The organism is Dyella sp. (assembly GCF_051954575.1).
Lineage (GTDB): Bacteria > Pseudomonadota > Gammaproteobacteria > Xanthomonadales > Rhodanobacteraceae > Dyella_B.
This window is the reverse complement of record NZ_JBQCHP010000085.1, coordinates 73,959-91,622: the sequence shown is the minus strand read 5'-3', so window position 1 is coordinate 91,622 and position 17,664 is coordinate 73,959. Positions and strand designations below refer to the sequence as shown.

13 protein-coding genes are annotated in these 17,664 nt (G+C 62.8%); 4 read left to right on the top strand and 9 right to left on the bottom strand.

Going from position 1 to position 17,664, the window contains the following annotated elements; all coding sequences use genetic code 11:
* Positions 1-125: 125 nt before the first annotated feature.
* Positions 126-1,619: an FAD-dependent monooxygenase gene (locus tag ACTHNE_RS12060; protein ID WP_440269375.1), complete on the top strand. Its 1,494-nt coding sequence runs from the start codon at positions 126-128 to the stop codon at positions 1,617-1,619.
* A gap of 96 nt (positions 1,620-1,715) precedes the next feature.
* On the opposite strand, the gene ACTHNE_RS12055 is transcribed toward ACTHNE_RS12060, so the two are convergent.
* The 6 genes from ACTHNE_RS12055 to ACTHNE_RS12030 all read right to left on the bottom strand — a co-directional run bounded on the left by ACTHNE_RS12055 (position 1,716) and on the right by ACTHNE_RS12030 (position 9,014).
* Complete coding sequence (locus tag ACTHNE_RS12055) at positions 1,716-2,243, bottom strand: AAA family ATPase (RefSeq protein ID WP_440269374.1); 528 nt, start codon at positions 2,241-2,243, stop codon at positions 1,716-1,718.
* Between the two features lie 128 nt (positions 2,244-2,371).
* Entirely contained in the window at positions 2,372-4,630 is a 2,259-nt protein-coding gene (locus tag ACTHNE_RS12050; protein WP_440269373.1) for a penicillin acylase family protein, read from the bottom strand.
* 163 nt (positions 4,631-4,793) lie between these two features.
* A complete protein-coding gene (locus tag ACTHNE_RS12045) occupies positions 4,794-5,201 on the bottom strand; it encodes a GFA family protein (RefSeq protein ID WP_440269372.1) in 408 nt (135 codons plus the stop codon).
* A gap of 34 nt (positions 5,202-5,235) precedes the next feature.
* Positions 5,236-6,630, bottom strand: coding sequence for a GGDEF domain-containing protein (locus tag ACTHNE_RS12040; RefSeq protein WP_440269371.1), 1,395 nt, complete (start codon positions 6,628-6,630; stop codon positions 5,236-5,238).
* Positions 6,631-7,038: 408 nt separating this feature from the next.
* Complete coding sequence (fghA, locus tag ACTHNE_RS12035) at positions 7,039-7,872, bottom strand: S-formylglutathione hydrolase (protein ID WP_440269370.1); 834 nt, start codon at positions 7,870-7,872, stop codon at positions 7,039-7,041.
* Between the two features lie 32 nt (positions 7,873-7,904).
* On the bottom strand, positions 7,905-9,014 hold the full coding sequence (locus ACTHNE_RS12030; protein ID WP_440269369.1) for an S-(hydroxymethyl)glutathione dehydrogenase/class III alcohol dehydrogenase: 1,110 nt from the start codon (positions 9,012-9,014) through the stop codon (positions 7,905-7,907).
* 213 nt (positions 9,015-9,227) lie between these two features.
* On the opposite strand from ACTHNE_RS12030, the gene ACTHNE_RS12025 reads away from it, so the two are divergent.
* From ACTHNE_RS12025 to ACTHNE_RS12015, 3 genes are all read left to right on the top strand, one after another.
* The gene (locus ACTHNE_RS12025) at positions 9,228-10,571 is read left to right on the top strand and encodes a hypothetical protein (protein WP_440269368.1); all 1,344 of its coding nucleotides are present in this window, start codon (positions 9,228-9,230) and stop codon (positions 10,569-10,571) included.
* 115 nt (positions 10,572-10,686) lie between these two features.
* The gene (locus ACTHNE_RS12020) at positions 10,687-12,072 is read left to right on the top strand and encodes an alkaline phosphatase family protein (RefSeq protein WP_440269367.1); all 1,386 of its coding nucleotides are present in this window, start codon (positions 10,687-10,689) and stop codon (positions 12,070-12,072) included.
* Positions 12,073-12,241: 169 nt separating this feature from the next.
* Positions 12,242-13,261: a 1,3-beta-glucanase gene (locus ACTHNE_RS12015; RefSeq protein ID WP_440269366.1), complete on the top strand. Its 1,020-nt coding sequence runs from the start codon at positions 12,242-12,244 to the stop codon at positions 13,259-13,261.
* An 87-nt stretch (positions 13,262-13,348) separates the two neighbouring features.
* On the opposite strand, the gene ACTHNE_RS12010 is transcribed toward ACTHNE_RS12015, so the two are convergent.
* Genes ACTHNE_RS12010 through ACTHNE_RS12000 form a run of 3 tightly spaced genes read right to left on the bottom strand, consistent with a single transcriptional unit; the run spans position 13,349 to position 17,420 of the window.
* Complete coding sequence (locus ACTHNE_RS12010) at positions 13,349-14,653, bottom strand: c-type cytochrome (RefSeq protein WP_440269365.1); 1,305 nt, start codon at positions 14,651-14,653, stop codon at positions 13,349-13,351.
* A complete protein-coding gene (locus tag ACTHNE_RS12005) occupies positions 14,650-16,926 on the bottom strand; it encodes a molybdopterin cofactor-binding domain-containing protein (RefSeq protein ID WP_440269364.1) in 2,277 nt (758 codons plus the stop codon). Before ACTHNE_RS12005 ends, ACTHNE_RS12010 begins: the two co-directional genes overlap by 4 nt.
* Complete coding sequence (locus ACTHNE_RS12000) at positions 16,923-17,420, bottom strand: (2Fe-2S)-binding protein (RefSeq protein WP_324947319.1); 498 nt, start codon at positions 17,418-17,420, stop codon at positions 16,923-16,925. The genes ACTHNE_RS12005 and ACTHNE_RS12000 overlap by 4 nt, the downstream gene beginning before the upstream one ends.
* Positions 17,421-17,664 lie beyond the last annotated feature (244 nt).

Below are 17,664 nucleotides of genomic sequence, written 5' to 3'. Positions count from 1 at the left end.
TTGCTCAATCGCCGCCCGAACTATCGAACCTGTGGAATGGAGGGTGGCGAGATGAAAATGCCGTTTTCGAGTCACGAAGTGCATGTGGGTATCGAAACAGCTCAAACGCAGGCAGGAGCGCGGCCATGAGCGGGCATGCCGTGGCGATCGTGGGAGCGGGGCCGACCGGGCTGATGTTGGCGGGTGAACTGGCTTTGGCCGGTGTCGACGTTGCCGTGGTCGAGCGGCGCATCAACCAGGACCTGGCCGGCTCGCGTGCTGGCGGCCTGCACGCGCGAACCATTGAGGTGCTCGATCAGCGTGGTATCGCCGAGCGGTTTCTGTCGGAGGGACAGATAGCGCAGGTCGCCGGGTTTGCCGGAACCTCGTTGGACATCAGCGATTTTCCTACCCGCCACCCTTACGGTCTGGGGCTGTGGCAGAAGCATATCGAGCGATTGTTGGCCGATTGGGTCGAGGAGCTAGGCGTGGTGATCCATCGTGGGCGCGAGGTGATCGGTGCGGCGCAGGACGACCTCGGTGTCGATATCGTCTTGTCCAGCGGTGAATCGTTGCGCGCGGAATATATGGTCGGCTGCGATGGCGGACGCAGCGTGGTCCGCAAGGCGGCCGGCATTGAATTTCCCGGCTGGGACCCGACCACCAGCGCCCTGATCGCTGAAGTGGAAGTGGCCCAGCAACCGGAGTTGGGCATTCATCGCAATGCCTTCGGCATCCATTCCTTCGGCCGGGCGGAGTACGAAATCCTCGATGGCAAAGTGGTCTACGCGAATCATGGGCCTGTAAGGATCATGGTGACCGAAGAGCACGTCGGGCCAGCCACCGAACCTACACTGGACGATCTGCGCAAAGCGCTCGTCGCCGCCTGCGGTACCGACTACGGCGTGCATCGTCCCAACTGGATTTCCCGCTTCACCGACGCGACACGACAGGCTGCAACCTATCGCAACCAGCGGATCCTGTTGGCCGGTGACGCCGCCCACGTGCACGCGCCGGACGGTGGACAGGGCCTGCAAATGGGCGTGCAGGATGCAGTGAACCTGGGATGGAAATTGGCCCAGGTGATCAAACGGATTTCACCTGAGAGCCTGCTGGATACCTACCACGCCGAACGCCACCCGGTTGCTGCGCGTGTGTTGCGCAACACGATGGCATCGGTCGCGCTGCGTCGTCCGGATGAGCGCACGACAGCGTTGCGAGAGAGCATGGCCGAGCTCCTGGCCATGGACGAACCGCGCAAACGATACGCTGGGATGCTGTCGGGCCTGGATATCCACTACGACCTCGGCGATGGACACCCGCTGCTCGGGCGCCGCATGCCCGATCTCGATCTCCTCGCCGCCACGGGCCCGCTACGGGTCTTCAATCTGTTGCACGGCGCCCGACCGGCGCTGCTCAACCTCGGCGAACCAGGTGATTTCGACATCACTCCTTGGGCGAGCCGGGTTCAACGCATCGACGCTGCATGTGCGGGAAAGTGGGAGCTTCCAGTGCTTGGTGCAGTCGCTGCACCATCAGCCGTGCTGATCCGGCCCGATGGATATGTCGCCTGGGTGGGAGAAGGCACCGACCTTGGGCTTGTCGACGCGCTGGCGCGGTGGTTTGGCGCGCCGGCGTGATATGCGCCGAGCAATGCGTGCACTTCGTCTTGCTCGGCGTGCACGGCAGGTGCGATCTCGATCATCGAGCCGCCCCTTCTCGATACGTTGTCCGCATTATCGTTCCAGCCCCCATTCCATATAACAGCGTTGAATCGCCCGCGCAGATCGCAAGCGGATTTTCGGCAAGTGAAGCTGTTCATAAAGTACCGCGTAGCGCTGGCGATTGGCCCGCGTCACGATGGCGATATGGTGGATTATGTTCCACTTGATGCTGTCCTTGCCGCCTTCCAGCCCACCTACCCGCTCCTTGCCTAACAGCACTCTGCGAACATATCGAAACAAGCTCAGAGGGGTGGATATGTCCAGCAGGATCACGCCCGTCGCGCGCAGCAAGCGCTGCGGCACGCACACGGAATAATTGCCGTCCATGACCCAGTTGTCGCCCATGATGGCCCTGTCGTGCAAGGCGACAAATTCATCGATGGGGCGTGGAATCCAATCCGTTTGCGGTAAATGAAAAAGTTGATCGAGGTGGATGGGATGGAGCGCGCACTTGCGCGCGATTGCATTGGCAAGGGTGGACTTTCCGCTATTGGAGGGGCCCAGGATGCAGATGCGATTTCCCAGTTCTTGCAACTGCATGTGGCCTTGCCTTTAGCGGAGAATGTCACGAGTTCATTCGAAGCTCGTCATTCCGGCGAACGCCGGAATCCAGTTTGAATACGTTGTGCGAAGCACTCGAATCAACAATGAGTCCTTCGGAGGCATATTTACACTGGATTCCGGCGTTCGCCGGAATGACGACGGTGGTGCGGAAACCCAACGCTCCGCTCTATTCCCCCCGGATGATAGACCCGCTCCACGTGTCCCTTCAGCTCCTCCGGCCAAAAATAAACCTGCCGCAGGTTCCCGGTGGTATAGCGTTCGGCTTCGTCGTTGAAATGCGGCGAATCCGTATGCCCGCTTTCACCGCCGGCGGTGATGGCGCGCGCATGCACCTTGTCGCCGAATTCGACCACCGCCACGAAGCTGTTGCCGCTGGTGCCGTAGTAACGCTTGGTGCCGGGCCAGCGGTGCGCGCCGAAGGAAGCCAGCGAACCCCAGCGCGATGACGTGAAAGGCACTGGAATACTGGGCTTGGCGTCGTTGAAGGGTTGCACGATATCGCCGGTCAAGCGCTGGAAGCGGTTAACTTCGCCCCACGGAATGCCCCAGCTCCCGAAATCCTTTTCCAAGCGGTCGGAAGCTTCGGCCAGCGCCTGCAAGCGCGCTTTCGCGCCGGCCTTCTCGGCCATCAGGTCATACATCGACAGGCCTTCGGCGTTATCGGCCTTGTCCATCGTGTCCCATAGCGTGTCGCCCCAGAACACCGCCAAGGTGGTGGGCATGGAGGTGATGCCCCAGCGGTAGTCCCAGTTACGCAGCATGGCGATCTGACCAGCGAGTTTCTGCTTAAGCGAATCACTGGCCGGCAACGCGTCGTAATCGTGCACGAGGATGGGAATCTGGCGCGCGAATTCCGGCAGATACGAATCAAACGCCGTAGTGATCAACGACTCCAACGTAAAGCCCTGCTTGCCGGTAAGCAGCATGGTGGCGTGGATGCCGCGCGGATTTTCGCCGACGGTATCCATGTAGCGCGGATAATCCTCGCGCTTGGGGCTGTAGACGCCGGCAGCGGAATAAGGCCAGTCGTTGGTGTTCATGATCCAGCCGTTCGGCGGGTTCAAAAGATGCGGCAGTTCGCTGAGCGCATGCAGGCCTTTCCAGTCGGCCGCCGGATCGCTGCCGTCGACTGGTTTGGTGTAATCGAAACGGTTGTCGCGCTTGGGAATGAATTGCGGATGCAGATAGGCGATTTCGCCCTTGTCGTCCGCAAAGATGGTGTTGTTGGATGAATTGGCCTGCAACTGGGCCACCTTCATATAGCTTGCGTAATCGCTGGCCTTGGTGCGCAGCCAGCTTTGCTCCAGCGCTGGCAAGGGCTTGTTCATCAGGGCCATGGCGATCCACTTGCCATCTTTCTCCCGCACGATCGGGCCGTGATGCGTGGCGTACACCGTGAACGTGCGTTGCGCCATGGAGCCGTCACCCTTGCGATAAGACAAGGTGACCTGGCGCACGGACACGGGACGCAGCTCGCTGCCATAGCGATAGAACAGCTTGCCGTCCTTGTGCACGATGGTTTCGGCGAATTCGTCGACCGCATCGGCGGTGGTGGAGGTATGCATCCAGCCGATATGCGGATTGAACCCCTGGTAGATGAAGAACTGTCCCCAGGTCACCGCACCATAGGCATCCAGCCCCGCATCGCTGGACATCTGCAACTCGGAGCGGAAGTAGAACGAGGTGTGCGGATTGATCAGCAGCAAGGCATGGCCGTTGCTGGTGAGCTTGGGCGCGATCGCGATGCCGTTCGAACCGGACGGTTCGGCCCAGCTCGATGGCGTTTCGGTCATCGCAACCGGCACGCCGTCATGGCCATAAAAGGCCTGCAGCGGTTTGAGCGGAGCGCGCTCGATATCGCCGCCAATGCTGCCCTCGCTGAAGCTCAGCGCCATCCACGGCTCGAAGTGCTTGATCACGCGCGGATGCGTCTGCGGGTGGGTGGCCAGGTAATGGTTCAAGCCGTCGGCCCATGCATTCATCAACACCTGCAGCCACGCGGGGCTCTTTGCGTATTGGCGCTGCAGTTCGGCCGGATCGATGAAGAGCCGCTGGCGCAGATCGCTCCAGATCGCGGACTCGCCTTCGGCTTCGGCCAGGCGTCCAAGCGAATTGAGATAGTTGGTCTCGATGCGATTGAAGTCGTCCTCGGCTTGCGCGTAGGCCATGCCGAACACGGCGTCTGCGTCGGTCTTGCCATGCACGTGGGCGATGCCCCAATCGTCGCGCGTGATGGTTACGGCCTGGGCTTGGCGGTGCCAGCGTGCCGCGTCATCGGCATGGGCTGCAAAAGGAAGGATCAGCGCAAGCGCGATGGAGAAGGCGTGCCGTTGCGCGCGAGTGGCGGTGCGGTCGGTTCGCATGGTGCCCCGTATCGTGGTCGAGCGATCGGGGCATGGTAGCGAGTGCGAGCGAAGGCGGTAAGTTGACCTTTGGGCTATGCGTAGGTTGGGGTGCAAACCCCAGCGTCGGCATATACGCCCACCGCGAGAGTTGGGGTTTGCACCCCAACCTACGAAATGTCGGTCAATGCGCCGGCATGCGCTCGAAAACAAGGATGCCGTCCGGAATCAGATGGAACGCCTGCCTGTCGCAGGTGAAGATGGCCATTTGCGGCGTGCCGAACAGGCTGGGATCGTCCAGCGTGCCCGCCTTCAGCACCACTGCGGCGAACTCCGGGCGACGGCCGACGATGTGCGTGCCGCATTCGCCGCAGAATTCGCGCGTGACGGGTTTTTCCAGATCCGAACGGGTAAACGCCTTGGGCGTACCCTTGGTATAGCGGAAGCCGGCGGCCGGCATCAGCAGGAACATGTGCGGCGCACCGCCGCTGATGTACTGGCATTCGCGGCAATGGCACTGCCCTTTCATCATCGGCTCGCCTTCGGCCACGTAACGCAGCGAACCACAGTAGCATCCACCTTCGAACGTCATGGCCTTCCCCTCGACTGTTTGGATGACGGCAAGCTTAGCGCGAGCTGCCGGCCGCTTCACCTGTGCCACCGGATACGCGTTCCACGCGCCGGCGCTCGCGCTGCATCATCCCGGCTCGCTCGATCAGGTGATGGAAGGATTCGCTGGCATCGGGGTCGCTGGTGGCCTCGCCTACGCTGAAGCGGATCTTGCAAGGATGGTCCACGGCATTGAACGCTTCCACCGCTTCGCCAATGCGCATCAGCGCAATCACGCCGCCGGTGCTCTCGTCGTTGGTGATCACCACGAATTCGTCGCTTTCGGTGCGCGCGACAATATCCGCCGGTTCGAAACTCGCCTTCAGGATGCGCGCCATCTCCCGCAAGCATAGGGCCACAGCATCGTGCGACGCGCTTTGGTCGAGCTCGCTGACGCTCTCCATGATGAACACCAGCAAAGTGATCGTAGTGCGGCTTCGTCTCGCCTCGAGAAACGCCTGCTCACCGAGCACTTCAAAGCCGCGATAGTTGAGTACGCCGGTCATCTCGTCCAGCAACGCAAGATCGTGCAGGCTGCGCTCCAGCGCATTGATGCGCCGGCCCATCAGCGAAACCAGCGCACCCAGCGCGATAGCCAGCACGGCAATGGTCAGGCCCACCGCGACCGCCGGCGACAGCCATCCCACGCGCGCCAAGGCGGTGCCGCCCAGCATCAGCACGAACGGCAACAGCAAGGCGAGCGGCAACACCTGGCGGCTCATGCGGCTGCCGAGTCCCTTACCCGTCAGCACCGGGAAATAGCCCAGCTGCATGCGCCACCCGATCAACGCGAAAGCCAACAGCAGCATGCACGCAAGGGTGTGCGGCGAGGTGCGTGTGGACATGTTCTGGCCGAACAGTTGCACCGCGTCGAAACAGTAGCCGGAGAAAATGATCAACGCGTGCAAGCTGAGCAGCACCGCCAGCACCACCACCGCCATGCCGGCGCGAGGGTGCTGCACGGTCGCAAGCGACAGCCCCAGCGCCATCAGCACGAAATAGATGGCCGTCTGCACCGACATCAAGCCTGGCGCGTTGCTGGTGGTATCTGCCGCAAACAGCGTGTCGAAACCGGTCAGGCGCCCGCTGGCGTGTTCATACAGCGCAAGCAGCGCAAGCAGCGCAAGCAACAGCGCAGCCGCCCGCGCGGCCCATGTGCGCAGCGGTGACGAACCGGTGGAGAGCAAGGCCAACCCTGCCGCGCTCAGCAGTGCGCTCAAGGCGGTGTCGAATTTCATCAGGTACCAGCCGGCCGGATACCAGGCGCGCACGTCCTTGATCAGCCAGGCCAGCAGGATAAGCACGGCGATCAGCGCAGTGATCGCCACGCACGCCGCTTGCACGACCGCCACGCGCTTCAATGGCGTTGCATCGGACTGGCTCGCTGGCAGAACGATCGAGTCGGTTTTCATGGAAGAGCGGAACAGGCGGTGGGCGGTGATCCATCTGGACGCTCGAGCGGGGCACGGTCTGGCGGCAGCTTGTTTCTTATGGCCAGTGTCGTTGCCGCAGCATACACCCGTGGATTGACGGGTGTGTTGTGCGGTATGCGGGCGCTTTAGTGTGAACGTTGCGTGTAGATTGAAAGTGGTTGCAGTAGACCGCTTCCCTCCGGCCAGGCGTTCGATTCCAGTTGCGCGAATCATGGCTCCCTCCCCTGCGGGCAGGGGAGGGCTGGGGTTGGGTCAAGCAATCTCGCGATGAATCCGTGTTGTGCGGCAAGCTCGTGCAACCCCACCCTAACCCTCCCCTGCCCGCAGGGGAGGGAACACATTCCGGCAAGCTGAGATTCAACGCCAATCAGGCCGCATGGACGAGCGTCACGTGTGCAGCGCCTTCGCGTGATACCCCACATGTTCCCCAATAAAACTGGCCACGAAGTAATAGCTATGGTCGTACCCCGCACGCATACGCAGTTCGAGCGGATGGCCGGCCGCGTCGGCAACTTCCTTCAACAGCTCCAGCTTGAGCTGCGTCTGCAGGAACTCATCGGCATCTCCCTGCTCGATCAGCAGTGGAATTTTTTCGTTGGCCGTTTTCACCAGCTCGGTGGCGTCGTAGGCACGCCAGGTTTCGCGGTCGCTGCCCAGATACGTCGAAAACGCTTTCTCACCCCACGGCACGCGCGATGGCGCCACGATGGGTGAGAACGCCGATACGCTGCAATAGCGTCCGGGATTCTTCAGCGCAATGGTCAAGGCGCCATGGCCGCCCATCGAATGGCCGCTGATCGAGCGCTTGTTGGTAACGGGAAAGTGTTGCTCGATCAGCGCCGGCAGTTCGTGCGCCACGTAGTCGTACATGCGGTAGTGCTGCGACCACGGCGCCACGGTCGCATTGAGATAGAACCCAGCACCCTGTCCCAGGTCGTAGGCAGCATCGTCGGCCACCTGTTCGCCGCGCGGGCTGGTATCGCACACCACCAGCGCAATGCCGTGCTCGGCAGCGTAGTGTTGCGCGCCGGCCTTGGTGATGAAGTTCTGCTCGGTGCAGGTAAGGCCGGACAGCCAGTACAGCACGGGCACGCTTTGACCTTCCGCCTGCGGCGGCAGGTAGATGGCGAAACGCATCTGGCCATCGACCGCGCGCGAGCGATGCCGGTAGACGTCCTGCCAACCGCCGAAACAGGCGCGATGTTCGATGCGTTCGAGCATGACCTAAGGAGCCTCTGATCTATCCTACGTACTCAGAAGTGGATGACGGTGCGGATCGACTTGCCTTCGTGCATCAGGTCGAAGGCTTCGTTGATGCGTTCCAGCGGCAGGCGATGGGTGACGAACGGATCGAGCCGGATCTCGCCACGCATCGCCTGCTGCACCATGCCCGGCAACTGGCTGCGCCCTTTCACGCCGCCGAAGGCGCTGCCCCGCCACACCCGGCCGGTAACCAGTTGGAACGGACGCGTGCGGATTTCCTTGCCGGCGCCGGCCACGCCGATGATCACGCTTTCGCCCCAGCCCTTATGGCAGCACTCCAGCGCCGCGCGCATTACGTCCACGTTGCCGATGCACTCGAAGCTGTAGTCCACGCCGCCGTCGGTGAGCTCCACGATCACCTCCTGGATCGGCTTGTCGTAATCCTTGGGATTGATGCAATCGGTGGCGCCCATCTCGCGCGCCAGAGTGAATTTGTCGGGGTTGAGATCGATGCCGATGATGCGCGCAGCCTTGGCCTGCACCGCGCCCTGGATCACCGCCAGGCCGATGCCGCCCAGGCCGAACACCGCCACCGTCGCACCCACTTCCACCTTGGCGGTATTGTGCACGGCGCCGATCCCGGTGGTGACGCCGCAACCGAGCAGGCACACCTTGTCCAGCGGCGCCTGCTGGTCGATTTTCGCCAGCGAGATTTCCGGCACTACCGTGTATTCGCTGAAGGTGCTGGTGCCCATGTAGTGATAGATGGGTTTGCCTTGATAGGAAAAGCGCGTGCTGCCGTCGGGCATCAGGCCCTTGCCCTGCGTGGCGCGCACCGCCTGGCACAGGTTGGTCTTGCCGGACAGGCAGAATTTGCACTTGCCGCATTCGGCCGTGTAAAGCGGAATCACGTGATCGCCGGGTTTGAGCGTGGCCACGCCCTCGCCCACTTCCACCACGATGCCGCCGCCTTCATGCCCGAGCACTGCGGGGAAAATGCCTTCGGGATCGTCGCCGGACAGCGTGAAGGCGTCGGTGTGGCACACGCCGGTATGCGTGATCTTCACCAGCACTTCGCCAGCTTGTGGCGGCGCCACGTCGATCTCGACGATTTCCAGCGGTTTGCCCGGGGCGAAGGCGACGGCGGCGCGGGATTTCATGGGGTGCTCCTGCAAGCTGGAATGGAAAGGCGCAATTATCGGCCAGGTATGCGGAGGCAGGAATACACAAAACTCCGGTTGCCGTTTCGTTGCGAGGCGAAGCACCGCCGAACAAAGTGGCCTTATTGCATCGCGCAACAAGTGGCTATTGGGGGTAAGGCCCTGGCAAGTGCATGATGGCCCAAGGCCCTGTGGATGCGAGGTCTGGACGCCATGACGATACGCCGTATCACCGCCGTGCTGGGATGCTTGCTGTGGATGGGCAGCATGCCGGTCAACGCCATCGCGCAATCGGCCGCAGCCTGGCAGGCGCAACAGGCCGCAGCCGAGGACAAGGCCGACAAACTGCTGCTCATGGCGAAGCAGCAAAAAGGTTTGCTGGCGCAATACCGGGCACTAATGCAAGGTCTTGCCGACGACGACTCCCCGGCCTTCCGCATGATTTTCGGGCAGTACCTGGCCTGGTACGCAAGCTACATCGGCGATTATCCCGTCGCAATGAGAGCCTTCACGATCAGGCAGACGCTGCAGCCGGGCGACAACGCATCGCCTTTGGCGCAAGGCGGCTATGTGGCACAGCCGGCGCTGGACGCCATTCCCGAGCTGGCAAAGAACTATCAGGTGGTGCTGCTCAACGAAGCCCACAACATCGGCATGACGCGCAGCCTTACCGTGCCCTTGCTGAGCCGGCTGTATGCGCAAGGCTTTCGTTACTTCGCCGCCGAAACGCTGATGGAAAGCGACACTGGCCTGCAGGCGCGCGGTTATCCCACCCACGACAGCGGCTTCTATACCGAAGAACCCATCTACGGGGAAATGGTGCGCACTGCGCTGAAGCTCGGCTTCAAGGTCATTGCGTACGAAGCGACGTCGAATTTGTCCAACCCCGACGCACGCGAAGCCGAACAGGCGCGCCATCTTTACGAACGGGTGTTCGCGAAAGATCCGCACGCACGGCTGGTGATCAACGCCGGCTTCGATCATATCGTGAAATCCGGCAGTTATCTCGGCGGAAGATCGATGGCCGAACATCTGGCCAGACTTACCGACGCAAGCATGCTTTCCATCGACCAGACGGCGATGTACCCACATCCCAACAGCAATGGCGATCACCCGTATTACACGGCGGCGATGCAGCAGGAGAAGCCGACGGAGCCGATCGTGTTCGTCGACTCGAAAGGCAAGCCGTGGTCGCTGCGTCCTGCCTACGACGTCACGGTTTTTTTCCCGCCGGAAAAACTGGAACGCAAGCGTCCCACCTGGCTAAGCTTGTGGGGATTGCGCGAGGCGCACCTGGTGAGCGGGGACGGCTGCCGCGATCACTATCCGTGCCTGATCGAAGCGCGTTACAGCAACGAAGGGCCGGACGCGATTGCGGCCGACCGGCTGCTATTGGATCAAACGCCGATGGCAGTATCCATCTCGGGCCTGGCGGCATACGGCAGCACGCAAGCGGTCCCTTCGGGAGATCTCTATTTGCGGCCCGGCAGTTATGAGCTGAGCTTCACTGCGGAGGGAGACAAGGTGGAGCATCGGGAAACGATCCAGGTGCCATAAAGCCGTCGCTGGGTAACCCCGGACTTGATCCGGGGGTAACCCAACATCTTGGAGCCATATTGTTGGGTTACGCTTCGCTAACCCAACCTACGGCCTACGGCTTACGATCGTCGTCATGCGCACATTTCTCGCCTTTGCTTTCACGTTGCTGGTGATGCTTGCCGCGCCCGTTCGCGGCCAGTCCGCGCAGCTTGCCAACGATGGCACCGCCGCCACGCACGGCCCCATCGTGGTGCTGATCACCATCGACGGTTTCCCTGCCCGCGCCCTGAAGGACCCGCGCCTGCCGATGCCCACGCTGCGCAAGCTGCAGCAGCAAGGCGCGTATGCCGATGCGATGCAGCCGATCAATCCCTCCGTCACCTGGCCCAATCACACCACGTTGATCACCGGCGTAACGGCCGCGCAGCATCACGTGATGGCCAACGGCCTGATCACCTTCCCGGCCGACGGCAGCATGCCCGAAGTAAAGCCCTGGACGCCGAAGGAAGATTGGGTGCACGCGCGCACGCTGTACGACGCGCTGGCGGAAAAAGGCATGAGCACTGGCCAGGTGGACTGGGTGGCGATCTACCAAGCCAAAAACGTGCGCTGGAGCTTCGCCGAAGAACCGGATGCGGACGGCGTGATTGCACGCGACCTGACCGACCAGGGCCTGGTGACGCGCGAGCAGGTGGCCGGGTTCGGCAACTGGCGCAACCAGGACAGCAGCCCCGCCTGGCGCGACCAGATCTGGACCGATGCCGCCATCGACATCCTCACCCGGCATACGCCCAACCTGCTGCTGTTCCATCTGCTGCAGACCGATTCGCTGCAGCACGGCTACGGTGCGCTATCGCAACCGGCGTATGCGGCGTTCGCCGATGCGGACGCGAACATCGCGCGGCTGGTCGAAGCGGCGCGCAAGGCCGGCCTGCTCGACCGCATCACGTTCATCATCGCCTCCGATCACGGCTTCACCAACTACACGCACATCATTCGGCCGAACATCGCCTTGGTGGAACAAGGCTGGCTGCATCAGGAAAAAGGCAATTATCGCGGCGGCGTGTGGATTCAGCCGGAAGGTGGCGAAGCCTCGCTCTACATCCGCGACCACGCCAAACGCGCCGCTTTGCTGCCCAAGCTGCAGGCGTATTTCGCGAAGATGCCCGGGGTCGCGGCGGTCTACACCGGCAACGATGCGCAGCGGCTGGGCCTTCCCGCGCCTGGCTCCACCGATCAGGCGCCGGATCTGTACCTGGTCGCCAAGGCCGGCTACAGCTTCATGGAAGGCACGCAGGGATCGTTGATCACCAACGTCGACCCCGCGCGTGGCGGCCATGGTTATCTCAACACCGATCCGGACATGCAGGCGCTTTTTATTGCTTCGGGCGCACACATTCGACGTGGTGTGCAGCTCGGCGCCATCAGCAATCTGAGCGTGGCGCCGACCATCGCCAAACTGCTCGGCGTTTCGCTGCCAGCAGCCACACAGCCGCCTCTTGCAAACATGCTGGAATGAGACCTGCGTGACAGATTGCCTGTCTTCACATTTGCTTCTGGCCGCTGAAGACATTAAAAACCAGTGCAGGGGATGTCCTCCCTCCGTGTTTTCCATCCGTCAAACCGGTCACGCCGGTGTGGCACCGCAGGAGCGTGCTGCAACAGGGGCGCTCCCCTCTTGGTAGTTTATGCAGATCAAAAACATTTCTTCCCGCGCCACCACCATCGTCGCAGCTTGCGCGTTGGGTGTGGGCTTTGCCGGTTTCGCCACTGGCGCGCAAGCCATCGATATTCCCTCGCCACCGGGCTGGCAGTTGCAGTGGGGCGACAATTTCAACGGCGCGGCCGGCTCCCTGCCATCGGCCGCCAACTGGCGCATCGATACCGGCCATGCGTATCCGAGCGGCCCGGTCAACTGGGGCACGTCCGAGATCGAGAACTACACCAGCGATCCGAACAACCTTCATCTGGATGGCAAAGGCCATTTGCTGATCACGCCGCAGCGCGGCGCAAATGGTGAATGGACATCCGGACGCATCGAAACCGTTCGCGACGATTTCACCGCGCCCAACGGCGGCATGCTGCGCATGGAAGCGCGCATACAAATGCCCGACGTCACCGGCCCGAGCGCACTCGGCTATTGGCCCGCATTCTGGGCGCTGGGCAGCAACTTCCGCAGCAGCATGGTGTGGCCCAAGGCGGGCGAGTTCGACATCATGGAAAGCGTGAACGGGCTGGACGCCGCCTGGGGCATCCTGCATTGCGGCGTGAACCCCGGTGGCGCGTGCGGCGAACCGATCGGCATCGGCGCCCGTCTCCCCTGCCCGCACGAAGCCTGCACCGCCGGCCCGCACACCTTCACTTTCGAATGGGATCGCGGCGTAACGCCCGAACGCATGCGCTGGTTCGTGGATGGCCAACTGATCAACCAGGTGGCGGAAAACCAGCTGCCGGCGGAAACCTGGCGCGAACTCACCGAGCAGCGCGGCTATTTTCTGCTGCTGGATGTGGCCATGGGCGGCGGCTTCTCGTTCGTGATGGCCGGCTGGAAACCCACGCCCACCCCGGAAACCGAACCGGGCCATTCGATGACGGTGGATTACGTGGCGGTATGGACCAGGCCTGGCAGCGGCAAGAAGGTGCAGGCGCAGCCGGAGATGGCTGCGGATGCGAACAAGCCTGAGTCCAAGCCGGTGATCAAGAGCTGAGTGGTAGGTTGGGGTGAAACCCCCAACACCGGCATGCATGTCGATCGCGATGCTGGGGTTTGCACCCCAACCTACCGAGTTGGATTACTACAACTGCTTACGTCGCTCCGCCACATCATCCGGCGTCACGGTCCCCTGCTTGTTGCCGAAGTGCCCGATCACGTAATTGCTGAGCGCGGCGATTTCGGTATTGGAATACGCATCGCCAAACCCGGGCATGAAAATGTCGGCGTGTTCGCCGCGCAGGCTGGAGCCGTGTAGCAGGATCTGCGTAAGGTTGATGCCGCGTACGTCATTGACGGCACGCGTGCCAAGCAGCGAAGCGTATGACGTCTGCTGGCCCTTGCCGTTCCACTGATGGCAACTGGCGCATGCGCCTTCGAACAACTTCGCACCCATGGCGTCGGCGTGTGCATTGTCCACAGGTGCGTAGTCGCTGGACGCCAGCGCCGCGGCAGGCTTGGGATCGACGGAGACAGGAAGCTTGCCCTCGCGCGCAGGCACGGTGCGCAGATACGTAATCAGCGCAGCGGTGTCCGCCGGTTGCAGGAAGCGCAGGCTGTTGTCCACCGCTTCGGCCATCGGGCCGGAAGCCGAACCTCTGCCATCGGCATGGCCGGTGACAAGATAGCTGGCCAGCTCGGCGTCGCTCCATGCGCCGATGCCGTGCACCTTGTCGGAGGTGATGTTGTAGGCATGCCAGCCTTGCAGTTCTTCGCCGGAAAGCTCCTGGTCGTGCTGCAGGGCGAACATGCGGTTTCGCGGCGTATGGCATTCGGCGCAATGGCCCAGCGCGGTGGCCAGGTATTTGCCGCTGATCCACTGCGGCGATTGCGACGCATCCGCTTGGAAGCGCTGGTTTTTGAAGAATGCCGCATTCCAGAAGCCGATCGTCCAGCGCTGGTTGAAGGGGAAGGAAAGATCGTTCGGCCGGTTCGGCTGCGACACCTTCGGCAGGTTGAAAAGATACGCCTTGATCGCCAGCGCGTCGCTGCGGCTCAGCTGCGTGTACGAGGTATACGGAAACGCGGGATACAAATGTTCACCGTGCTTGCCGATGCCGTCGCGCACCGCGTGCAGGAAATCCTCGTCGCTCCAGTTGCCGATGCCGGTGGCTTCGTCCGCCGTGATGTTGGAGGAGTAAATGGTGCCGAACGGCAGGCGGAACGGCACGCCGCCGGCGAACGCCTTGTTGGTGCCGGGCACGGTGTGGCAGGCGGCGCAATCGGCGGCCTTGGTGAGGTACTCGCCACGCGCCAGCACCTCGGCCGAAGGCGGCGCGCCGGCGATGGGGGGCGCGGTGCCTTCGGCGCGATCGAGGCGATTCAAATACAGGTATACGCCGGTGCCGATCAGCAGCAGGATCAGCACGATGAGCCCAAAGCGTCTCATGCGATGTCCCTCCTTTCCGGTGCCGCAGCCGTCACCACCGATTTGAGCGCGTCAGGATTTTGCACCAGCAGATCGCGGTTGACCGGCAGGCTGTACAAGCGCACGCCGGTCGCGGCGAAAATGGCATTGGCGAGCGCGGGCGCAGCAATGGCGGTGCCGACTTCGCCCAGGCCGCCGGGCGGCTCGGCGTTGATCACGCGATGCACTTCCACCACCGGTGTTTCGTTGATGCGCAGCACGCGGTAGTCGTTGAAGTTGCTTTGCTCCACTGCGCCGTTCTTGAGGGTGAGGCCGCTATACAGCGCAGCGCTGAGACCGAACAGCACACCGCCCTGCACCTGCGCTTCGATGGAACTGGGATTGACGCCGATGCCGCAATCGATCGCCATCACCACCTTGCGCAGGCGCACTTCGCCCTGCGGCGTGACTTCGGTTTCCACGATGGCGCAGACGTGGCTGCCGAACGGGCTACCCAGCGCGATACCGCGGCCCACGCGCGGCGGCAAGGCGCCGCTGTCCCAGCCGATCTTTTCGGCGGCAAGGTTGAGCACGCCCAGCGCACGCGCGTTCTTCTGCAGCAGCGCGCGGCGGTACTGGAGCGGATCCTTGTTGGCGCGATGCGCCAGTTCGTCGATGAAGCTTTCCACCACGAACAGGTTGTGCGTAGGCCCCACGCCGCGCCACCAGCCGACGATGATGCCGGGCGGCATGTTGTGGCGGATCCATTCCACATGGCCCTTGGGAATGTCGTAGGGAAGTTCCGCCACGCATTCCACCGCGTCGCTGTCCAGGCCGTCCTTGCCCATTGCGCCCGGCGCGAACCGCGCCAGCACCGAACCGCCGCTGGTGCGATAGCCGTACCACACCGGCATGCCGTTGGCGTCGACCACCGCGGAAATCACGTCGTGGTACATCGGCCGCATGCGGTCGTGCCGGATGTCTTCCTCGCGCGTCCACACCACTTTCAGCGGATACGGCACCTGCTTGGCGAACGCCACCGCCTGTTCCACCCAGTCGGTTTCCAGCTTGCGCCCGAAACCGCCACCCAGGTACTGCTGGTGCAGGATCACCTTGCTTTCCGGCAGGCCAGTGATCTTGGCCGACTCCTGCACGGCGCGCATCGGCACCTGCGTGCCGACCCAGATGTCGCATTGCTCGGGCGTGACGTGCACGGTGCAGTTCAAGGGTTCCATGGTCGCGTGCGCCAGCATCGGCGACTGGTATTCCGATTGCACTACGGTGCCTTGCGGCCGATCGCCATCGTTGCGCGCGACGATGCCCTTGCCGTTGCGCGCGGTGTCGGCGATGGCGTCGCGCAGTTGCTGCGTGGTGAGGTTGCCGTTTTCGCCTCGGTTCCATTCGATGACCAGCGCATCCAGGCCCTTGCGCGCCGCCCAGAAATGCTCGCCCACCACGGCCACGGCGTCGTCCAGGCGCAGCACGTCGACCACGCCGGGAATCTTGCGCGCCGCCTTGTCGTCCAGCGAGGCGAGCTTGCCGTTGAAGGTGGGGCACGCCACCACCGTGGCCACTTTCATGCCGGGCATGCGCACGTCGATGCCGAACTGGGTGGCGCCCTTGATCTTGTCCGGCGAATCCACGCGCCGCATCGGCTTGCCGATCAGCTTGAAATCCTTCGGGTCGGTCAGCTGCACCTTGTCGGGCATGGGCAGCTTGCCGGCGGTGTCGGCCAGTTCGTTGAAGGTAGCACTGCGGCCGGATTTGGGATGATGCACCACGCCGCGCTCCACCGTGCAGGTGGACGGATCCACGTGCCACTTCACCGCCGCGGCGCTCACCAGCACGCTGCGCGCCACCGCACCGGCTTCGCGCAATACCGACCAGGTCGCGCGCGTGGTGGTGGAACCGCCGGTAATCTGCCCGCCCAGCAGTGGAATGCCATAGAGTTCGTCGCTGGCCGGCGAGTGCTCCACCTTGATCTGGTCCAGCCCCACGCCGAGTTCTTCGGCCAGCAGCATGCAGCAACCGGTGTAGACGCCCTGCCCCATTTCCGCACTGGGCATCACCAGCCGCACCGGGCCTTCGTTATCGATGCGGATAAAGGCATTGGGCGCGAACGGCGGATTGCCATCGGCCATAGCGGCGGCGGTATCGCCTGGCTGGCGGCGCGCACTGATCATGGCGGAAGCGGCGCCCGTGCCGCCCAACCACAGGAATGCGATCGCCAAGCCGCCGGTTTTCAGCGCATGGCGGCGGCGCAGGTCGACAGGATCGTTTGGGGTCGACGATGGCAACGGAAGTTCGATGCTCATGACGCGGCTCCTTCCGGTGCGATCGTCTGCAGGATTTCAAGCTTGCCGGTGGCAGCCTGCTTGATCGCGGCGCGAATGCGCACGTACGTGGCGCAGCGGCAAAGATTGCCGGACATGGCCGCGTCGATGTCCGCATCGCTGGGATTGGGCGTGTGCGCCAGCAGCGCGGCGGCGGCCATGATCTGGCCGGACTGGCAGTAGCCGCATTGCACCACGTCCACCTCCAGCCATGCCTGCTGGATCTTCTGCCCGGTAGGCGTATTGCCCACCGCCTCGATGGTGGTGATGGCGCGGTTGCCGATGCTGCCGACCGGCAGCACGCACGAACGCACCGCCTGGCCATCCAGATGCACGGTGCACGCACCGCATTGCGCAATACCGCAGCCGAACTTGGTACCGGTCAGGCCGATGACGTCGCGCAACACCCATAAGAGCGGCATCTCGTCGGGAACGTCGACCGGGTAGCTCTGGCCGTTGATGGACAAGGACAGCATGGAACCTCCCCATTGCGAATCGCGTGCGCTGCCTGATGCTCGAAGCGCTTGCCTGATACTGCAGCGATGGTTTGCGCGGCGTATCGCGATATCTGAGCAAATGTTGCGTAAAAAAGCTGTAGTCCGACGACCTTCGTTTCACTCTCGGAAATGTAGCGTAAGGCCTCACCGTCATTCCGGCGAATGCCGGAATCCAGTACAAAATGCGTCCGAAGGACACTTCGTTGTTTTAAGTGCGCTTCGC